12 protein-coding genes are annotated in these 14,506 nt (G+C 69.4%); 4 read left to right on the top strand and 8 right to left on the bottom strand.

The window, feature by feature from the left end; all coding sequences use genetic code 11:
• Positions 1–57 precede the first annotated feature (57 nt).
• From IEY55_RS23725 to aspS, 3 genes are all read right to left on the bottom strand, one after another.
• Entirely contained in the window at positions 58–933 is an 876-nt protein-coding gene (locus IEY55_RS23725) for an SGNH/GDSL hydrolase family protein (protein ID WP_229686681.1), read from the bottom strand.
• A 95-nt stretch (positions 934–1,028) separates the two neighbouring features.
• On the bottom strand, positions 1,029–2,234 hold the full coding sequence (locus IEY55_RS23720; RefSeq protein ID WP_189060749.1) for a hypothetical protein: 1,206 nt from the start codon (positions 2,232–2,234) through the stop codon (positions 1,029–1,031).
• 754 nt (positions 2,235–2,988) lie between these two features.
• Positions 2,989–4,779 carry an aspartate--tRNA ligase gene (aspS, locus tag IEY55_RS23715; protein ID WP_189060748.1) on the bottom strand — a complete coding sequence of 597 codons (1,791 nt, stop codon included), beginning with the start codon at positions 4,777–4,779 and terminating at the stop codon, positions 2,989–2,991.
• 811 nt (positions 4,780–5,590) lie between these two features.
• Between aspS and IEY55_RS23710 the strand changes: the two genes are divergently transcribed.
• Complete coding sequence (locus IEY55_RS23710) at positions 5,591–6,628, top strand: sodium:calcium antiporter (RefSeq protein WP_229686680.1); 1,038 nt, start codon at positions 5,591–5,593, stop codon at positions 6,626–6,628.
• Here IEY55_RS23710 and IEY55_RS23705 read toward each other — a convergent pair.
• Positions 6,581–7,840, bottom strand: coding sequence for a PucR family transcriptional regulator (locus IEY55_RS23705; protein WP_189060747.1), 1,260 nt, complete (start codon positions 7,838–7,840; stop codon positions 6,581–6,583). The two genes, IEY55_RS23710 and IEY55_RS23705, sit on opposite strands and share 48 nt — an antisense overlap.
• Positions 7,841–7,963: 123 nt before the next feature.
• On the opposite strand from IEY55_RS23705, the gene IEY55_RS23700 reads away from it, so the two are divergent.
• Positions 7,964–9,628, top strand: coding sequence for an alpha-keto acid decarboxylase family protein (locus IEY55_RS23700; RefSeq protein WP_189060746.1), 1,665 nt, complete (start codon positions 7,964–7,966; stop codon positions 9,626–9,628).
• A gap of 68 nt (positions 9,629–9,696) precedes the next feature.
• On the opposite strand, the gene IEY55_RS23695 is transcribed toward IEY55_RS23700, so the two are convergent.
• Together IEY55_RS23695 and IEY55_RS23690 are read right to left on the bottom strand one after the other, a co-directional pair.
• On the bottom strand, positions 9,697–9,939 hold the full coding sequence (locus IEY55_RS23695) for a hypothetical protein (RefSeq protein WP_189060745.1): 243 nt from the start codon (positions 9,937–9,939) through the stop codon (positions 9,697–9,699).
• 83 nt (positions 9,940–10,022) lie between these two features.
• Positions 10,023–10,394: a hypothetical protein gene (locus IEY55_RS23690; RefSeq protein ID WP_189060744.1), complete on the bottom strand. Its 372-nt coding sequence runs from the start codon at positions 10,392–10,394 to the stop codon at positions 10,023–10,025.
• 223 nt (positions 10,395–10,617) lie between these two features.
• Here IEY55_RS23690 and IEY55_RS23685 point away from each other — a divergent pair, with 223 nt between their 5' ends.
• Together IEY55_RS23685 and IEY55_RS23680 are read left to right on the top strand one after the other, a co-directional pair.
• Positions 10,618–11,859: an NsdA family TPR-like regulatory protein gene (locus IEY55_RS23685; protein WP_189060743.1), complete on the top strand. Its 1,242-nt coding sequence runs from the start codon at positions 10,618–10,620 to the stop codon at positions 11,857–11,859.
• 12 nt (positions 11,860–11,871) lie between these two features.
• Entirely contained in the window at positions 11,872–12,756 is an 885-nt protein-coding gene (locus IEY55_RS23680) for an aminoglycoside phosphotransferase family protein (protein WP_189060742.1), read from the top strand.
• A gap of 18 nt (positions 12,757–12,774) precedes the next feature.
• Here IEY55_RS23680 and IEY55_RS23675 read toward each other — a convergent pair whose 3' ends face one another.
• Positions 12,775–13,158, bottom strand: coding sequence for a PPOX class F420-dependent oxidoreductase (locus IEY55_RS23675; protein ID WP_373290053.1), 384 nt, complete (start codon positions 13,156–13,158; stop codon positions 12,775–12,777).
• Positions 13,159–13,273: 115 nt separating this feature from the next.
• Positions 13,274–14,356: an Rv2578c family radical SAM protein gene (locus tag IEY55_RS23670; protein ID WP_189060740.1), complete on the bottom strand. Its 1,083-nt coding sequence runs from the start codon at positions 14,354–14,356 to the stop codon at positions 13,274–13,276.
• Positions 14,357–14,506 lie beyond the last annotated feature (150 nt).

The raw sequence follows: 14,506 nt of genomic DNA, 5'->3' as shown, positions 1-14,506 counted from the left end.
TCCGCACCGCGGAACGCATTGCGCGCACCGGGGATGTCTCGCCCGATCCGGTGTTCCTCACATGGACTCGGGGGCTTGCTGGGGTGTGGTCAGGGCTTCGCCGGACCACTGTGGCGCGGGCTGCTCGTCCTGCCCGCGCAGCCACTCCCGGGCGAACATCGATACCGCGTAAGGCACCAGGTCCCGCCCGCGACGCCACAGCCACGGCACGCCCTTGACCACCAACCATCCCGCGTGATGGAGCCCGGTCACGCGGGCACCGCCGGCGCAGGCCAGGCTCACCGGCCGCGGGACCGCACACCCCGCCGCGGCGAACTGTTCGGCGAAACCCCGCGCCAGCATCCGGTGTCCCAGTTCCGATGGGTGCAACCGGTCGACGCTCCATGCCCGCGTGTCGTAGGTCCCCGGTGTCGTGTGCAGGTCGACGCAGCGGGCGCCGTGTCGTGCGACAACCACGTCCGTGATCGAGTTCAGCTCCTCGATCCGGCGCCACAGGGCCCGTCGCAACGGGCCCGGTAGCCGGAAAACACGCCCATGGTTGTGGAAGCGCACCGTCGCCACCACCGCGCCGGCGAGGGCGAGCCGCCCGATGACCGCGTCGAGATCGTCATGCAGCCGCACCGGGTCGAAGTCCGCCCGCATGGTGTCGTTCATGCCGACGACGAGCACCGCGGCGTCCGGCCCGAACCGAAGCGCTGTCGGCAGCTGTCGGGTCCGCACGCACCCGACCCGGGCACCGGTGAAGGACAGGTTGGCAAGTCGCACCTTTCCGGCTCCGCCGAGTGCGTCGGCGAGCAAGGCGGGAAAACCCCGCCACCCGCCGCCGGGCCGGGGGTCCCCCAGCCCCACGGTGGTCGAGTCGCCCAACGCCACCAGGCGGCGCACGGCACGGCCACCGGTGTCCCAGGTCGTTTCCACGGCTCGCGGGTCCACGCGACCACGATCAACGACCTGGGCTCACACCGGATGAGCGAGCCGTGACCGGACGAAAACGGCTTCGCGAACCCTTGGTGCGCCGTTTCGGCGGCTCAGCGGAAGGCCGGGAACAGCGGCAACCGCTCGTCACCCAGGTCGAACCGGTGCCGCAACCTGGCCGCCACCGTCCGGGCGTGCTCGGCACTCCCGGCACACACCGGGGCCAGCTGCGCCGCCAGCGACTCCCAGCGGTCCACCAGCGCCAGCGGCTGGCGAGGTGCGTCGGCCATCTCCGCGCCGGGCAGGCGTTGCCGGCTGGCCTCGTCGGCGAGCAGCCAGCAGGTGGACACCCACACCCACAGCATCTGCGCGTCCAGCAACCGCGGCAGCAACACCTCGTCGGTCAGGTCCGGCCAGACCGGCCGCACCTCGGCCTGCCAGGCCGCCACCATCGCCTCGGCCATTCCCGGCGGCAGCGCGAACACGCACCAGCGTGACGGGAAGGGCACCCGCAGGTGCGCCGCGTCCAACGCGATGTCCCGGAAGCAACCCCACTCGAAATCCAGGAACCGCACGCCGCGGCTGGTCACCAGGTTGTTGTCCGGGCAGACGTCGGATGGGCTGAACGCCCGGTACCGGGTGCCCCTGAGCAGTTTCGCCGCCCGCCGGGCACGCTCGGCCACCGGCTCCGGGGTGGCCACGTCCAGCCGCTCGGCCAGCAGTCCGGGCAGCTCGACCAGTGCGGCACGGGCCCGCCGGATGGTCGGATCCGGCTCGCCGTCGCGGCCGAGCCGGCGCGACAACGCGTCGAAGTCCGGCTCGCGACCGGCGGTGCTGGCGTGCAGCCTGCCAAGCGACCGGGCCCACCCGAGCAGCGACCGCTCGGCCGACCGCGCATCGTCACCGATGAGCTTGTCGGCCAGTGTCGGTGCCCGCCCGAGGTCCTCCATGACCAGCAACCGCTCGCCCGCGTCGTGCGCGACCAGCTCCGGGCCGACCCGTTCCTGCAGCGCGAACGCGGTGAACAGCTGGCAGCTGGCGGTTTCCCGGGCGAATGTCTCGGCGCCCCCGCCGACAACCCCGTCCCGGTAGTGCTTGACCACCAGGGTTCTGGGTAAGGAGAACGGGGTCGCGGCGACCTTGACCCGGGCCACCACGGACCGCGCGCTGCCGCCGAGGTCCTCGGGTTCGGCCAGCCGGACGGGTGCGCCGAAGCGGCGGCTGAGCACGCCCTCGGCCGCCTTCACCGTCGCGGCCACCTCGGGACCAACCGCATCGTCGTCGACGTCCGGCGGCCCCATGGTGATCTCCACGCTCATCTCCTCCGACCCTACTCGCGTTACCTGAGACGGGGCTGAACGGCGTACGCGACCCGGGTCCGCACGCTGCCCGGTGCCACGATGGGAGCAGTGTGGACCCGAATGGTTCCCGCGTGGGCACGCGAAGGTAACGGTCGGCGGTCGGCGATCTGGACGCCGCCGGACGGACCAGCACGCGGCCGACCACGGCCGCCGGCGAGCGCTGGGTAGCACCAGCCCGACCGGCGCGCCCGGGGAGCCTGGCGGCACACCGGGTCGCTTTCCGCTGGACAACAGCACGAGCGCGGCGGCCAGCACCCATGCCTAGCAGATTCCTTCGCACCAGGTAAGGGAATGGACGGGCAGTCCCACGGACCGAGCAGGGATTGGGAACGCCGCATCACACCGCCGTCGCAGCCTTCGACAGAACGAGTTGTGCGTTCGGGGGACCGGAACGAACCCGCCTTCACCCGGCCTGCTCCCCCGCGACCATTGAACGCGCTGCGTCGCGATCGGGTTCCGCGAGCGGGCGGTTCGGTGTGGATCGCTGAGATGCGGTGCTTCGTCGCGGTAACGGTTTCGCCCACGAAGGGTCTCCGCCGACGGCCTCCCTGCGCGCGACTCAGCGTGGCCTGCCACGTGATCTCACACCAGGGGCGCAACCTGCGTCCGCAGGTTGCGCCCCTGGCTCCTCTACTTCTCATGGCGCCTTACGGCGACAAGCCTCGCCGTGGCGGGCAGCCGCGGTGCGGGTGGCTCCGTGGTGGACGAACGGTCAGGTCTGGTGCGTGGGCTGCGCGTGTTTGGGCAGCTCCAGCGGGCTCTGCTTGACGGCCGGCCGCGCGTCGATGCCGGCCTCCCGGCGCTGCTGGTCGGTGATCGGCGCCGGGGCACCGGTCAGCGGGTCGAAGCCACCACCGGTCTTGGGGAAGGCGATGACGTCGCGCAGCGAGTCAGCCCCGGCCAGCAGCATGCAGATCCGGTCCCAGCCAAAGGCGATGCCGCCGTGCGGCGGCGGGCCGTACTTGAAGGCGTCCAGCAGGAAGCCGAACTTGTCCTGCGCCTCCTGTTCGGAGATGCCCAGCACCTCGAACACCCGCTCCTGCACGTCCGCCCGGTGGATACGGATCGAGCCGCCGCCGATCTCGTTGCCGTTGCAGACGATGTCGTAGGCCCACGCCAGCGCCTGGTCCGGAGCCTGCTGGAAGCGGTCGATCCACTCGGCGTTGGGCGAGGTGAACGGGTGGTGCACCGCGGTCCAGCCGCCCTCCTCGTCCGGCTCGAACATCGGCGCGTCCACCACCCAGACGAACGACCAGGCGTCCGGGTCGACCAAGCCGCACCGCTGGCCGATCTCCAGCCGGGCGGCGCCGAGCAGCGCACGTGCCTCCCGGGCCGGGCCGGCGGCGAAGAAGACGCAGTCGCCGGGCGCGGCACCGGCCGCCTTGGCCAGGCCCGCGCGCTCGGTCTCCGACAGGTTCTTGGCGACCGGGCCACCGAGCGTGCCGTCGGTGTTGACCAGCACGTAGGCCAGGCCCTTGGCACCGCGCTGGCGGGCCCACTCCTGCCAGGCGTCCAGCTGCTTGCGGGGCTGGTCCGCGCCACCGGGCATCACGACCGCACCGACGTAGGGGGCCTGGAAGACCCGGAACGGGGTGTCGGCGAAGAACTCGGTGAGGTCGGTCAGCTCCAGCGCGAAGCGCAGGTCCGGCTTGTCGGTGCCGTAGCGGGCCATGGCCTCGGCGTAGGTCATCCGCCGGATCGGGCGGGGGATCTCGTGGCCGGCCAAGTCCCGCCACAGCGCGGCGACGATCTCCTCGCCCAGCGCGATCACGTCGTCCTGCTCGACGAAGCTCATCTCGATGTCGAGCTGGGTGAACTCCGGCTGCCGGTCGGCCCGGAAGTCCTCGTCCCGGTAGCAGCGGGCGATCTGGTAGTAGCGCTCCATGCCGGCGACCATGAGCAGCTGCTTGAACAGCTGTGGGGACTGCGGCAACGCGTACCAGCAGCCAGGCTGCAGCCGGGCGGGTACCAGGAAGTCGCGCGCGCCCTCGGGGGTCGAGCGGGTCATGGTCGGGGTCTCCACCTCGACGAAGTCCCGCCCGTGCAGCACCTCGCGGGCGATCCGGTTGGCCTCGCTGCGCATGCGCAGCGCCCGGGCCGGGCTGGAGCGGCGCAGGTCGAGGTAGCGGTGCCGCAGCCGCACCTCCTCGCCCACGCCGAGGTGCTCGTCCAGCGGGAACGGCAGCGCCGCCGCCTCGCTGAGCACCTCCAGGTCCGTCGCGGTGACCTCGATGTCGCCGGTGGCGATCTCCGGGTTCTCGTTGCCCTCGGGCCGGCGCGCGACGCTGCCGACCACCCGGACGCAGAACTCGGCGCGCAGCCGGTGGGCGCGCTCGGCCATCGCGCCCTCGCGGAACACCACCTGGACCACGCCGGAGGCGTCCCGCAGGTCGATGAAGATGACCCCACCGTGATCGCGGCGCCGGGCCACCCAGCCGGTGAGGGTGACGGTCTGCCCAGCGTGCCCGGCACGGAGCGTGCCGGCCTCGTGCGTGCGCATCACGGGTGTGGCTCTCCTTGTTCTTCTGCGTCGGTTGCGCTCGGTTGAGCGTTGTGCTCGGTGGTTCGTGCCCTGTGCCGTGGCCGGTCCGGCGCCGGTCTGGCGGCGCCCGTCCGGCGGGGCATGCGCGCGTCGCAGGTGCGCGGAACGAACCGAGCAAGGCTAACGAACCGCGGGGGGCGGGTGTCGAGCAGGTTTCGGGGCCGGGGCTCGGCTCGATGACCGGACCCGGGAGTAAGTGGCAATTGCCAATGATCACGGGTGAACAACGAACCGGCCTCGGCTGTAACGAGCACCGTATCCCCCACTATCGGAATCGGTACCGTCGCCTTCGCGCATGGGGGCGTCCGCGATGGACGCCCCCATTCCTCGAGATCACCTTATTCCCAAGCGGAGGCTCGCGATGTGGCAGTGGGTGGCTGTGGCCATCGTGGCGCTGACCCTGGTGGTGCGCGTCGTCATCGCGCTGCACGACCGCCCCTCCAAGACCGCCGCCGACACCCGGGACTGACCTCGGGCCCGGTGGGGGACAGGTCTCCCACGAGGTGTCCGTCACCCCGGCCCCGATCGGGACCCAAGCCTCCCCCGACTCCTGGTGGTCGCGTGCCGTAAGGACAGGGGCCCACCCCCGCCACCGTGCCTCCAGAGGCCCCACCGTCGCCGCGGCCGTTGCCCCGCTCGCCTCGCGAGCCAGTGCGGGTGCCACCACCATCGTTCCCGGCAGGTGGACATGCCGGAAGAGCCGGGCCCGTCCGGTGTCCGGCGATGGCGGGCAGCCGGTCCTCCCAGCACAGCGCGACGAAGGTGATTCCCGTTGTCCGAGTGGCAGATGCAGCCGTGGCCGGTCGCCTGGAGTGTCGCCGCCTTCGTCCTCGCGGGCCTGCTGACGGTCCTCTGCACCGTCCGTCTGGTCGGACTCGGAGACGCGCTCGCTGACCGGACCGGCTGGGGTGAGGCATTCTTCGGCGCCGTGTTCTTCGGTCTGGTCACGTCGCTGTCCGGCCTGGTCATGACCGGCGTGAGCGCCGCGGCCGACCACCCCGAGCTGGCCTACAGCAACGCGGTGGGCGGGATCGCGGCGCAGACGCTGGCGATCGTGCTCGCGGACGCCACGTACCGGTCCGCCAACCTCGAGCACGCCGCAGCGTCGGCGCAGAACCTGCTGTTCGGGTGCCTGCTGATCGTGCTGTTGAGCACCGCGCTACTGGCCTCGTTCAGCCCCTCTCCCACCGTGCTGGGCGTTCACCCGGCCTCGTTGCTCATGGTCGCTCTCTACGTCGGGGGGTTGACGCTCATCCGGACACAGGAGCGACCGCTGTGGCGCGCCGTGAGCACCCGGGAGACGCGACCGGACGTGCCCACCGAACACGGCCGGTTCGACACGCGTAGGGCGCGTTCGCTGTGGGCGGAGTTCGCCGCACTCGCGTTGTTGGTCGTCGTGGGTGGCTGGGTGGTGGCGCGGGCAGCGGCGAACATGGTGGCCGCCACCGGACTGACCGCCGGTTTCGTCGGGGCCGTCTTCATGGGTCTGGTCAACGCGGCACCGGAGACCGTCACCGCCGTCGCCGCCGTCCGGAGAGGCGCGATGACCCTCGCCGTCGCCGCGATCATCGGGGGAAACACCCTGGACGCACTCAACCTCGTTGTCGGTGACGTCGCGTTCCGCCCCGGGTCGCTGTTCCACGCGGCAGGTACCGACCAGCTCTTCCTCACCACGGCGGCACTGCTGATGACTGCGGTCCTGCTCGGTGGCCTGCTCGTCCGGCAGCGGCGGGGTTGGTTCCGGCTCGGGTTCGACGGCGTCCTACTGATAGTCATCTATCTGAGTGCCGTGATCACGCTCGCGTTCTAGTCGCGCGTCAGGTGTTCTCGCCGTTGCCGGTCGGTCGGCTTGCGGCCGGTACAACGCGAGCGCCGTCAGTGACGCCACCAACCCGTCGCCCGACCGCGGGTCCCACCCGGTGCGGTCGCGCCAGCGCTCCAGCCGGTAGGACACCGAGTTCGGGTGCAGGTGGAGGGCGCGGGCGGCGGCTGCCACGGAGAGCCCGTGCTCCGCGAAGGCGCGCACCGCTTCGGCCAGGTGCGGGTCCAGTTTCGCGGCGCGGACGGCGTCGTCGAACAGCGGGGTGAGCCGGCCGGCTTGCCGGGAGAGGCTGGCGGCCAGCCAGTCCCGGTCGAAGTAGCTGGTACCGCCGGTGCGCTCGGCGATGTCCAGCGCGTGCTCCGCGTCGGCGATGCTCGCGGTGGCACCGGACAGCCCGGGACGCTCCAGCCCCACGCCGACCGGGCAGTGCTCGTCCGCACGTTTGATCTCCCGCACGACCTGATCGGTGTCGGCCTGCTGGGTGAGCACGATCGTGACCAGTCCGCGCGGGGCGGAGTGCACCCGGCCCCGGAGCACGGAGAGCCATCCCTGCAGCCGGTCCAGGCGGTCGTCCGGCCAGGTCTCGGTCAGCAGGCACAGCGCCCGGAAGCGGCCGTCGGGCTGGTAGCCCAGAGCGTGCGCGAGCGGCACCGCGGCCTCGAGGTCGGGGGACACGGCGGTGAGCGCATCCAGGAAGCGGTGCCGGAGGGTGGCCTCGGTGACGTGTCGGCTGCGCAGTGCTTCGGCGTAGGACTCCGAGGCGGGGGTGGTGATGCCGCGGATCCAGGTCCACAGCACGCTGAACGTCTGCACCAGGGCGACGGCCAGTTCGGGATCGGTGGCCTGGGTCCGGCGCACCAGTTCGTTCCACAGCTCGCGGTGCATGACGTGGTAGGCGCCCAACAACAGCTCGACGGGGATCCCCTGCTGGGCGCGGGCCCGGCCCAGGGTGCGGGCCTCGTCGATCTCCTCGGCGTTGGGTGGCCGGCGCTCGGCCAGGCCGTGCAGCAGGCTCCGGGAGTGCTCGGCCATGTGGCGCTCGTGCTCGGTGACCGGCACCACGGCGTAGTTCGGAATCTCGGCGCGAATGGTGGCGACGATCGCCGGGATGAGGTGAGGCAGATCATCGACCATTTCCCGACAGATCGCCCCAATCCGGCGCCACGCCCGCTCCGCCGACTCGGTCTCAGCCTTGACCACGGCGACTCCTTCGTGGTTTCCACGAAAATCAGGCCCCAGGTCTCAGATTATCACCGCTGATTTCCCGGAAACTTAGGTGAAAGCTAGATGCGGGGTTCCACAAGAACTGTTGGAGGAGAGGCCATGACCCACAGCTTCACGGTCGGTGACTACCTGCTGGACCGGCTTGCCGAGATCGGCGTGCGCCACCTGTTCGGCGTACCGGGCGACTACAACCTCGCCTTCCTCGACCACGTGATGGACCACGAGGACATCACCTGGGTCGGGAACGCCAACGAACTCAACGCCGCCTACGCCGCCGATGGCTATGCGCGGGTCAATGGCGTGGGCGCGTTGCTGACCACGTACGGGGTCGGCGAGTTGAGCGCGATCAACGGGATTGCCGGAAGCTATGCCGAGTACGTGCCGGTCGTGCATGTCGTCGGTGCCCCCTCAACCACCACGCAGCGGGCGGGTGCGCTCGTCCACCACTCCCTGGGTGATGGGGACTTCGAGCACTTCCTGCGGGCCTACGCCGAGGTCACCGTGGCGCATGCCCACCTGGCCGTCGGTACCGCTCCCGCCGAGATCGACCGTGTGCTGTTGGCGGCGGTCCGGGAGCGCCGACCCGGGTACCTGTTGATGCCCACCGACGTGGCTGCCAGCCCGGCCACACCGCCGCGCGCGCCACTGGCCGCGCCGGAGCCGGAGTTGTCCGAGCGGGTGCTGACCGACTTCCTGGGGCGGGCGCGTGAGCTGCTGGCGAGCGCCGGGTCGGCAACCGTGTTGGCCGATTTCCTGGTTGACCGGTTCGGGGCCCGGCAGGAACTGGGTGAATTGCTTGATGCGGGGCACTTCCCGCGCACGACGTTGGCGTTGGGCAAGGGGCTGCTCGACGAGAGCGACCCTGCGTTCGTGGGGACCTATGCCGGCGCTGCCAGCCCCAAGCCGGCGCGGCAGGCCGTGGAACAGGCCGACGTGGTCATCGCGGCGGGTGTGCGGTTCACCGACATGGCGACCGCCGGGTTCACCCAGGACATCGCGCCGGAGCGGATGATCGACCTGCAGCCGTTCGAGGCGCGGATTGGTGAGCAGCGATTCGCGCCGCTGCCGATGGGGGCCGCGTTGTCCGGGCTCGCCGCGGTTGTGCGGGAGTTGGGTCGCGACTGGGCGCGTGAGTTCGTCCCGGAGACGGACGTGGATGTGCCCGTGCCCGCGCCGCACCTGACCCAGCGTGAGTTGTGGGCGAGCGTGCAGGAGTTCCTGCGGCCCGGGGACATCGTGGTGGCCGAGCAGGGCACGTCGTTGTACGGAGCCGTCGGGCTGCCGTTGCCGAGCGGGACCGGTTTCGTCGGGCAGCCGCTGTGGGGGTCGATCGGGTACACGTTGCCCGCGGCCTTCGGCGCGCAGGTTGCCGCGCCGGACCGTCGGGTCGTGCTGCTCATCGGTGACGGCTCGGCATTGATGACCGCGCAGGAGATCGGCTCGATGCTGCGAAACGGGCTCAGCCCGATCGTCGTGTTGGTGAACAACGACGGCTACACCGTCGAGCGGGCGATTCACGGGGCCGAGCAGCCCTACAACGACATTGCGAGGTGGAACTGGTCGCTGGTACCGGCTGCGATGGGTGCCGGGGAGCGGGCGCTCACGTTGCACGCCGGGACGGTCGAGGAGTTGCGTCGCGCGCTGGAGATGGCGCGGGCGACGACGGACAGGCTCGTCTTCCTGGAAGTGACGGTGCCGGTGATGGACAAGCCGGACCTCATGGCCGCGATTGCGGAGGCGCTCGCCACGGCCAACGCGCGCTGAAACGCCAGGCGCGGCTCCCCATGAGCCTCGGGCAGCCCGTTATCGCCAACCGGTGCCCCGCCACTGCTTCACAGCGCGGTGACGGGGCACCGCGCTGTGTTTTCAGTGCCACGCCACTGCTGCCGAAGCCACCAGTGAGTGACACGGACGAGGTCGTTGTCGTCCTCCCAATCAGCGCCGACGTCGATGACGTCGACGAGGAACGTGTTGGCATAGGACGCCAGATGACGGCCTTGATGGACGGTGACAGTGTGGTCACCCCTCCCCCAGCGGAAGGTGTAGCCGGCGTAGTGGTGCCATGCGGTGGGCACGCCAACGTGGTGCAGCCCCCTCCGGCCGGGCCGCGGGAGGCTCCCCTCGCGGATATCGGCGGCATATTTGGGGAGTGAAGGCGTCATCGGGCTGGCTCCAGGTGTCCCGGGACGAGGAGTGGGGCCGTCCCGGTGACGAGGTAGGGCGCCAGTCGATGGTCGGGTGGTGGTAGCAGAGCCAGCTCCGTGACGACTTCGCCAAGGCTCCCGGTGCGTTCCCAGACGAGACCCGGTGGGTTCTCGCGCGTCATTCGGATACCGAGAACGTCGACCGGAGACTCCACCCGGATGGCGTCCCAGTGGCCGGGGTACTCCCGGAAGCCGTCGATCCGCACCGGCACGCCGCCGACGTGCGGTGCGGGCAGGAACCGCCAGCCGCCGTCACGAAGCGTAATCAGGTGCCGTAGCTCCGGAAACGCCCGCACCGCCGCCGCATCAGTTTCGCTCTGAGTCATGGCATTGAGGGTGCTGTCGCCCTGCCACTGCTCGGGACGATCGAGGCGGTGATGTCAAGGGGAGGTTCGAGGGAGGATCCGAGGAAGACGCAGGGTGCTTGAATGATTACGGGCGGTGCCAGACTGTGCGGACCAGTCGAGGAGGACGGCCGTGGCACAGCCGAACGAGAGCCTTCGCCGGGCGCGCCTGCGCACGCCCTCACCGCAGACTCCGGGCGAGCCGTTGTCGCGGCAGGAGCTGGCCGAACTGGTCAATGTCTGGATCTACGAGCACCACGACGGGCGCGTGCTGGAGCTAGATGGGAACTACATTGGCAAGCTCGAGCGCGGTGTGATCGGAAGGCCCCAGGTGAGGGAGGTTCGGGAGGCCCTCCGCGCACTCCTGAACGCCAAGACCGACCGCGAACTTGGCTTCTATCGATCCACGTACGGTGCTCCTTCGTATCCCAGGCAGGAACCTCCGGCCGCGCGCCTGCCTGGTGAGCTGGAGGTTCGGGGGGCCGATGGCCCCAGCCTCCTCGCTGACTTCGATCTCCGCACCGCGCTCCCGGCGACGATCGGCTCGCGAGACGTCGAATACGTGCGGATGACGACTCGGGCCTTTGCGCAGGCAGAGAACCTGTTCGGGGGTGGCCTCGCGAGTGAGGCGGCGCTCAGCCAACTTCGATGGTCTGCCCAGCTTCTCGACAGGCGTGCCAGCAACGAGGTACGACGCGCGATGTTCGAGGCGGTCGGCAACCTCGCAGGTGTGGTCGCCTTCGCAGCCTTCGATGTCGCCAACTTCATGGCGGCCGAGCGCTGCTTCCGCTTCGCGCTCTGGTGTGCCGAGCAAGGGGACTCCTGGCTCCTTCGGGCAAGCACCCGGGCCGATATGGCTCGCATGGCGGCCCATGTCGGGCAGCTCGACGAGGCACTGTCACTGATTGACTTCGCCGGGGTGCGAGCTGATCGCCTCACCGCGACCACTCGGGCAATGGTCTGCGCTGTTCGTGCGCAGATACTCGCAAGGACAGCGCGCAATCGGGCGGCATACGCCGAGGTCGAGCGCGCCGATGAGCACTTCGCTGATGCCCACCCACCACTCGATCCGCCTTGGCTGTGCTACTACGACCGGGCCGAGCACCTGGGAAGCACCGGCCGCGCCCTTACACCGGCTGCCGCGCAGACAGGTTGCTACGAATCAGCGGCATCGCGCCTGCGCGCGGCTATTGAGCTACAGCGGCCGGAGTACGTTCGCTCGCGCGTGTTCTCCAGGCTGCGCCTGGCCACCCTCATCATGCAGGTCGCCGACCCGGCTGAGGCTGTGCAAATCGCACGTCAGGCACTGGACGACGCAGCACCGCTGCGGTCCCGGCGGGTGCTCGAGGAGATGGGACGGCTAGCCGGTGCCGCCCAGCGGCACCGGCGACACTCCGAGGTCACCGCACTTCACCATGATCTGATGCGGCTGTCGGTGCAGTCCTGACACGATCAGCTTATGGTATGCCTCTCTGCTTCGTCCGCGTTCGAGGTTCTCGTCAGAGCGGGTGAGCTGGTCGGGATCGACGTGAGCGGTGCCGAACTGATCCGCGATGGATCCAACGTGCTCTATCGACTGCCTGGAGAGATGGTTGCACGTGTTGGGCCGGCGGGAAGTTTGGATCGAGCGGCGAAGGAAGTACGGGTGTCGCACTGGCTGGCAGCCTGCGGAGTGCCAGCGGTTACGGCTGCTGGTTTCCGCCAACCGGTGGAAATTGGTAGTCGACCGGTGACCTTCTGGTCTGAGCTGCCACCGCACCGACCTGCCACCGCTGGCGAGCTGGGCGCGGTGCTGCGCAAGCTGCACGCGCTTCCGGCGCCCAACGACATCACTCTGCCCGCCCTCAAGCCCTTCGATGGAATGGCTGAACGTATTGACGACGCCGCGTTCCTCCCGCCGGAGGACCGCGAGTTCCTCCGGCATCGGCTTGCCCAGCTCAAGGAACAGTGGCGCCATCTCCCACCCGGGCTCCCACCGTGTGTCGTTCACGGGGACGCCTGGCAGGGCAATGTTGCTGTCTGCGACCGCCAGCAGCCGCTACTACTCGACCTCGAGCACGTGTCCTGGGGCCGACCCGAGTGGGACCTTGTTCCGCTTGCCGTTGATGTCACCCGGTTCGATCGCATCCCCGAGTGCGAATACCAAGCCCTCGTGTCGGCCTACGGCTATGACGTCACCCACTGGGCAGGTTTCGACAACCTCGCCGACATCTCGGAGCTTCGCTGGACGCTCTTCGTCACGAGTAAGTCCGATAGGAACCCGGCAGCGCGGCGGGAAGCCGAACACCGGTTGCGCTGCCTGCGTGGGCATGTCCCCCGTCCATGGTCCTGGTCACCCTTCTAGTGCCAGGGAGGCTGAGGTTCAGGCGGCGTAGCCGGTGACCTTGGTGGGGGTGAGGCGCGCCGTCACTCGAACCACGTCCGGCGGTTCGGGGTAGAACTCCCTGCCGATGTACTTCTGGGCGAGTTGTTCCACCGGTTCGCGGCTTCCTTCCTGCGTGAAGGTCACCGTGCCGCGGATCTCCGCGTAGGTGTTGGGGTCGCCATGGTCGAAGATCGTGATGCTCACGCGCGGGTCACGGCACATATTGCGCGTCTTGTAGCGCTCGGCCGTGGTGGAGAAGACCACCTCGTCGCCATCGCGGCCGACCCAGATCACCGAGGTCTGCGGGCTTCCATCGGGATTGATCGTTGCCAGCGTCGCATGGTTCCTGCCGTCCAGCAGCTGGCGCACCCGCTCGTTCAACCTGACACCCACTTCGGGCCTCCTCATGCGAGAGCTAACCTCCGAGAACCCAGCAGCCGGCCGCCGCTATTCCCACGAGGTCCAGGCCGGAGCAAAGGTCCAGGTGGGTATCGGGTTACAGCGAGAGGAGGCTGAGCTGCTCCGGCTGGAGTGGCGCACTGCGGGTGCTCTCCGGCGGCAGGCTGCCGTCCGGCCAGTTGGCCTCCTCGTCAACACCACGTACCGGGTTCGCATTGGGCGAGGTATCCTTCGGGAGCAGGCCGTTCTTTCGCAGCAACGGCCGCACCTTCTCGCTCAGCCACTTCCGGTACCGCCGGTCCGCGTACGACCCCCGCGCGTAAATTCGACGATATCCGGGCACGAGCTTCGGATGCTCCCGTTCCAGCCAAGTCATGAACCATTCCCGCGCACCCTGGCGCAAATGCAACGGAATCACCGTCACCCCGGTTGCGCCCGCGTCGGCGATCTCGGCCAGCAGGGCATCCAGGGCCGCGGTCGAGTCGGTGAGCCAGGGCAGCACGGGCGCGACGAAGACCCCGCAGGGCAGTCCAGCCTCCCGTGCCCGCCGAACCAGGTCCAGCCGGGCCTGCGGGCCCGGCGTGCCCGGCTCCAGCGAGTGCTGCAGTTCACGGTCCACCAGGGCGATCGAGACACCGAGCCCCACCGAGACCTCCTGCGCCGCCTCGGCGAGCAGCGGCAGGTCCCGGGACAGCAGGGTGCCCTTGGTGAGGATGGAGAACGGCGTCCCGGAGCTGGCCAGCGCATTGATCACGCCGGGCATGAGCCGGTAACGACCCTCCGCCCGCTGGTACGGGTCGGTGTTCGTCCCCATCGCGACGTGTTCCCGCTGCCATCGCGAAGAAGCCAACTCACGAGTGAGCACTTCACCAATATTCACCTTCACGATGACCTGGGAATCGAAATCCTTTCCCGCATCAAAATCCAAATAGGTGTGCGATCGACGAGCGTAACAATAAACACATTGATGGGTGCATCCACGATAGGGATTAATTGTCCACTGGAATGGCATTGCGGAGGCCGCGGCCACCCGGTTCAGCGCGGATTTGGCCGCCACCTCGTGGAAGGTGACGTCGTGGAACTCCGGCGTCCGGACGCTGCGCACCAGCCCGGGCAGGCCGGGGAGCACCGGGACCTCGACGAGCTCCCCGCCGACCACGCGCTGCCGTTCCCATCGCACCTACCCATTCGAACACCTGTTCGACAATATGGCAAGGACGATCACTCGAACCGGTTGCGCAGTGCGTTTGATCGACAGCAGGGAGTCGCGCGTAGCTCCTATCGGGTGAAAAAGCAAGAGGGCCCGCCGGCCGGAGGCAACGGACGCAAC

The organism is Longimycelium tulufanense (assembly GCF_014645795.1).
GTDB classification, from domain to species: domain Bacteria; phylum Actinomycetota; class Actinomycetes; order Mycobacteriales; family Pseudonocardiaceae; genus Longimycelium; species Longimycelium tulufanense.
This window is presented reverse-complemented; position numbering and strand designations above follow the sequence as displayed.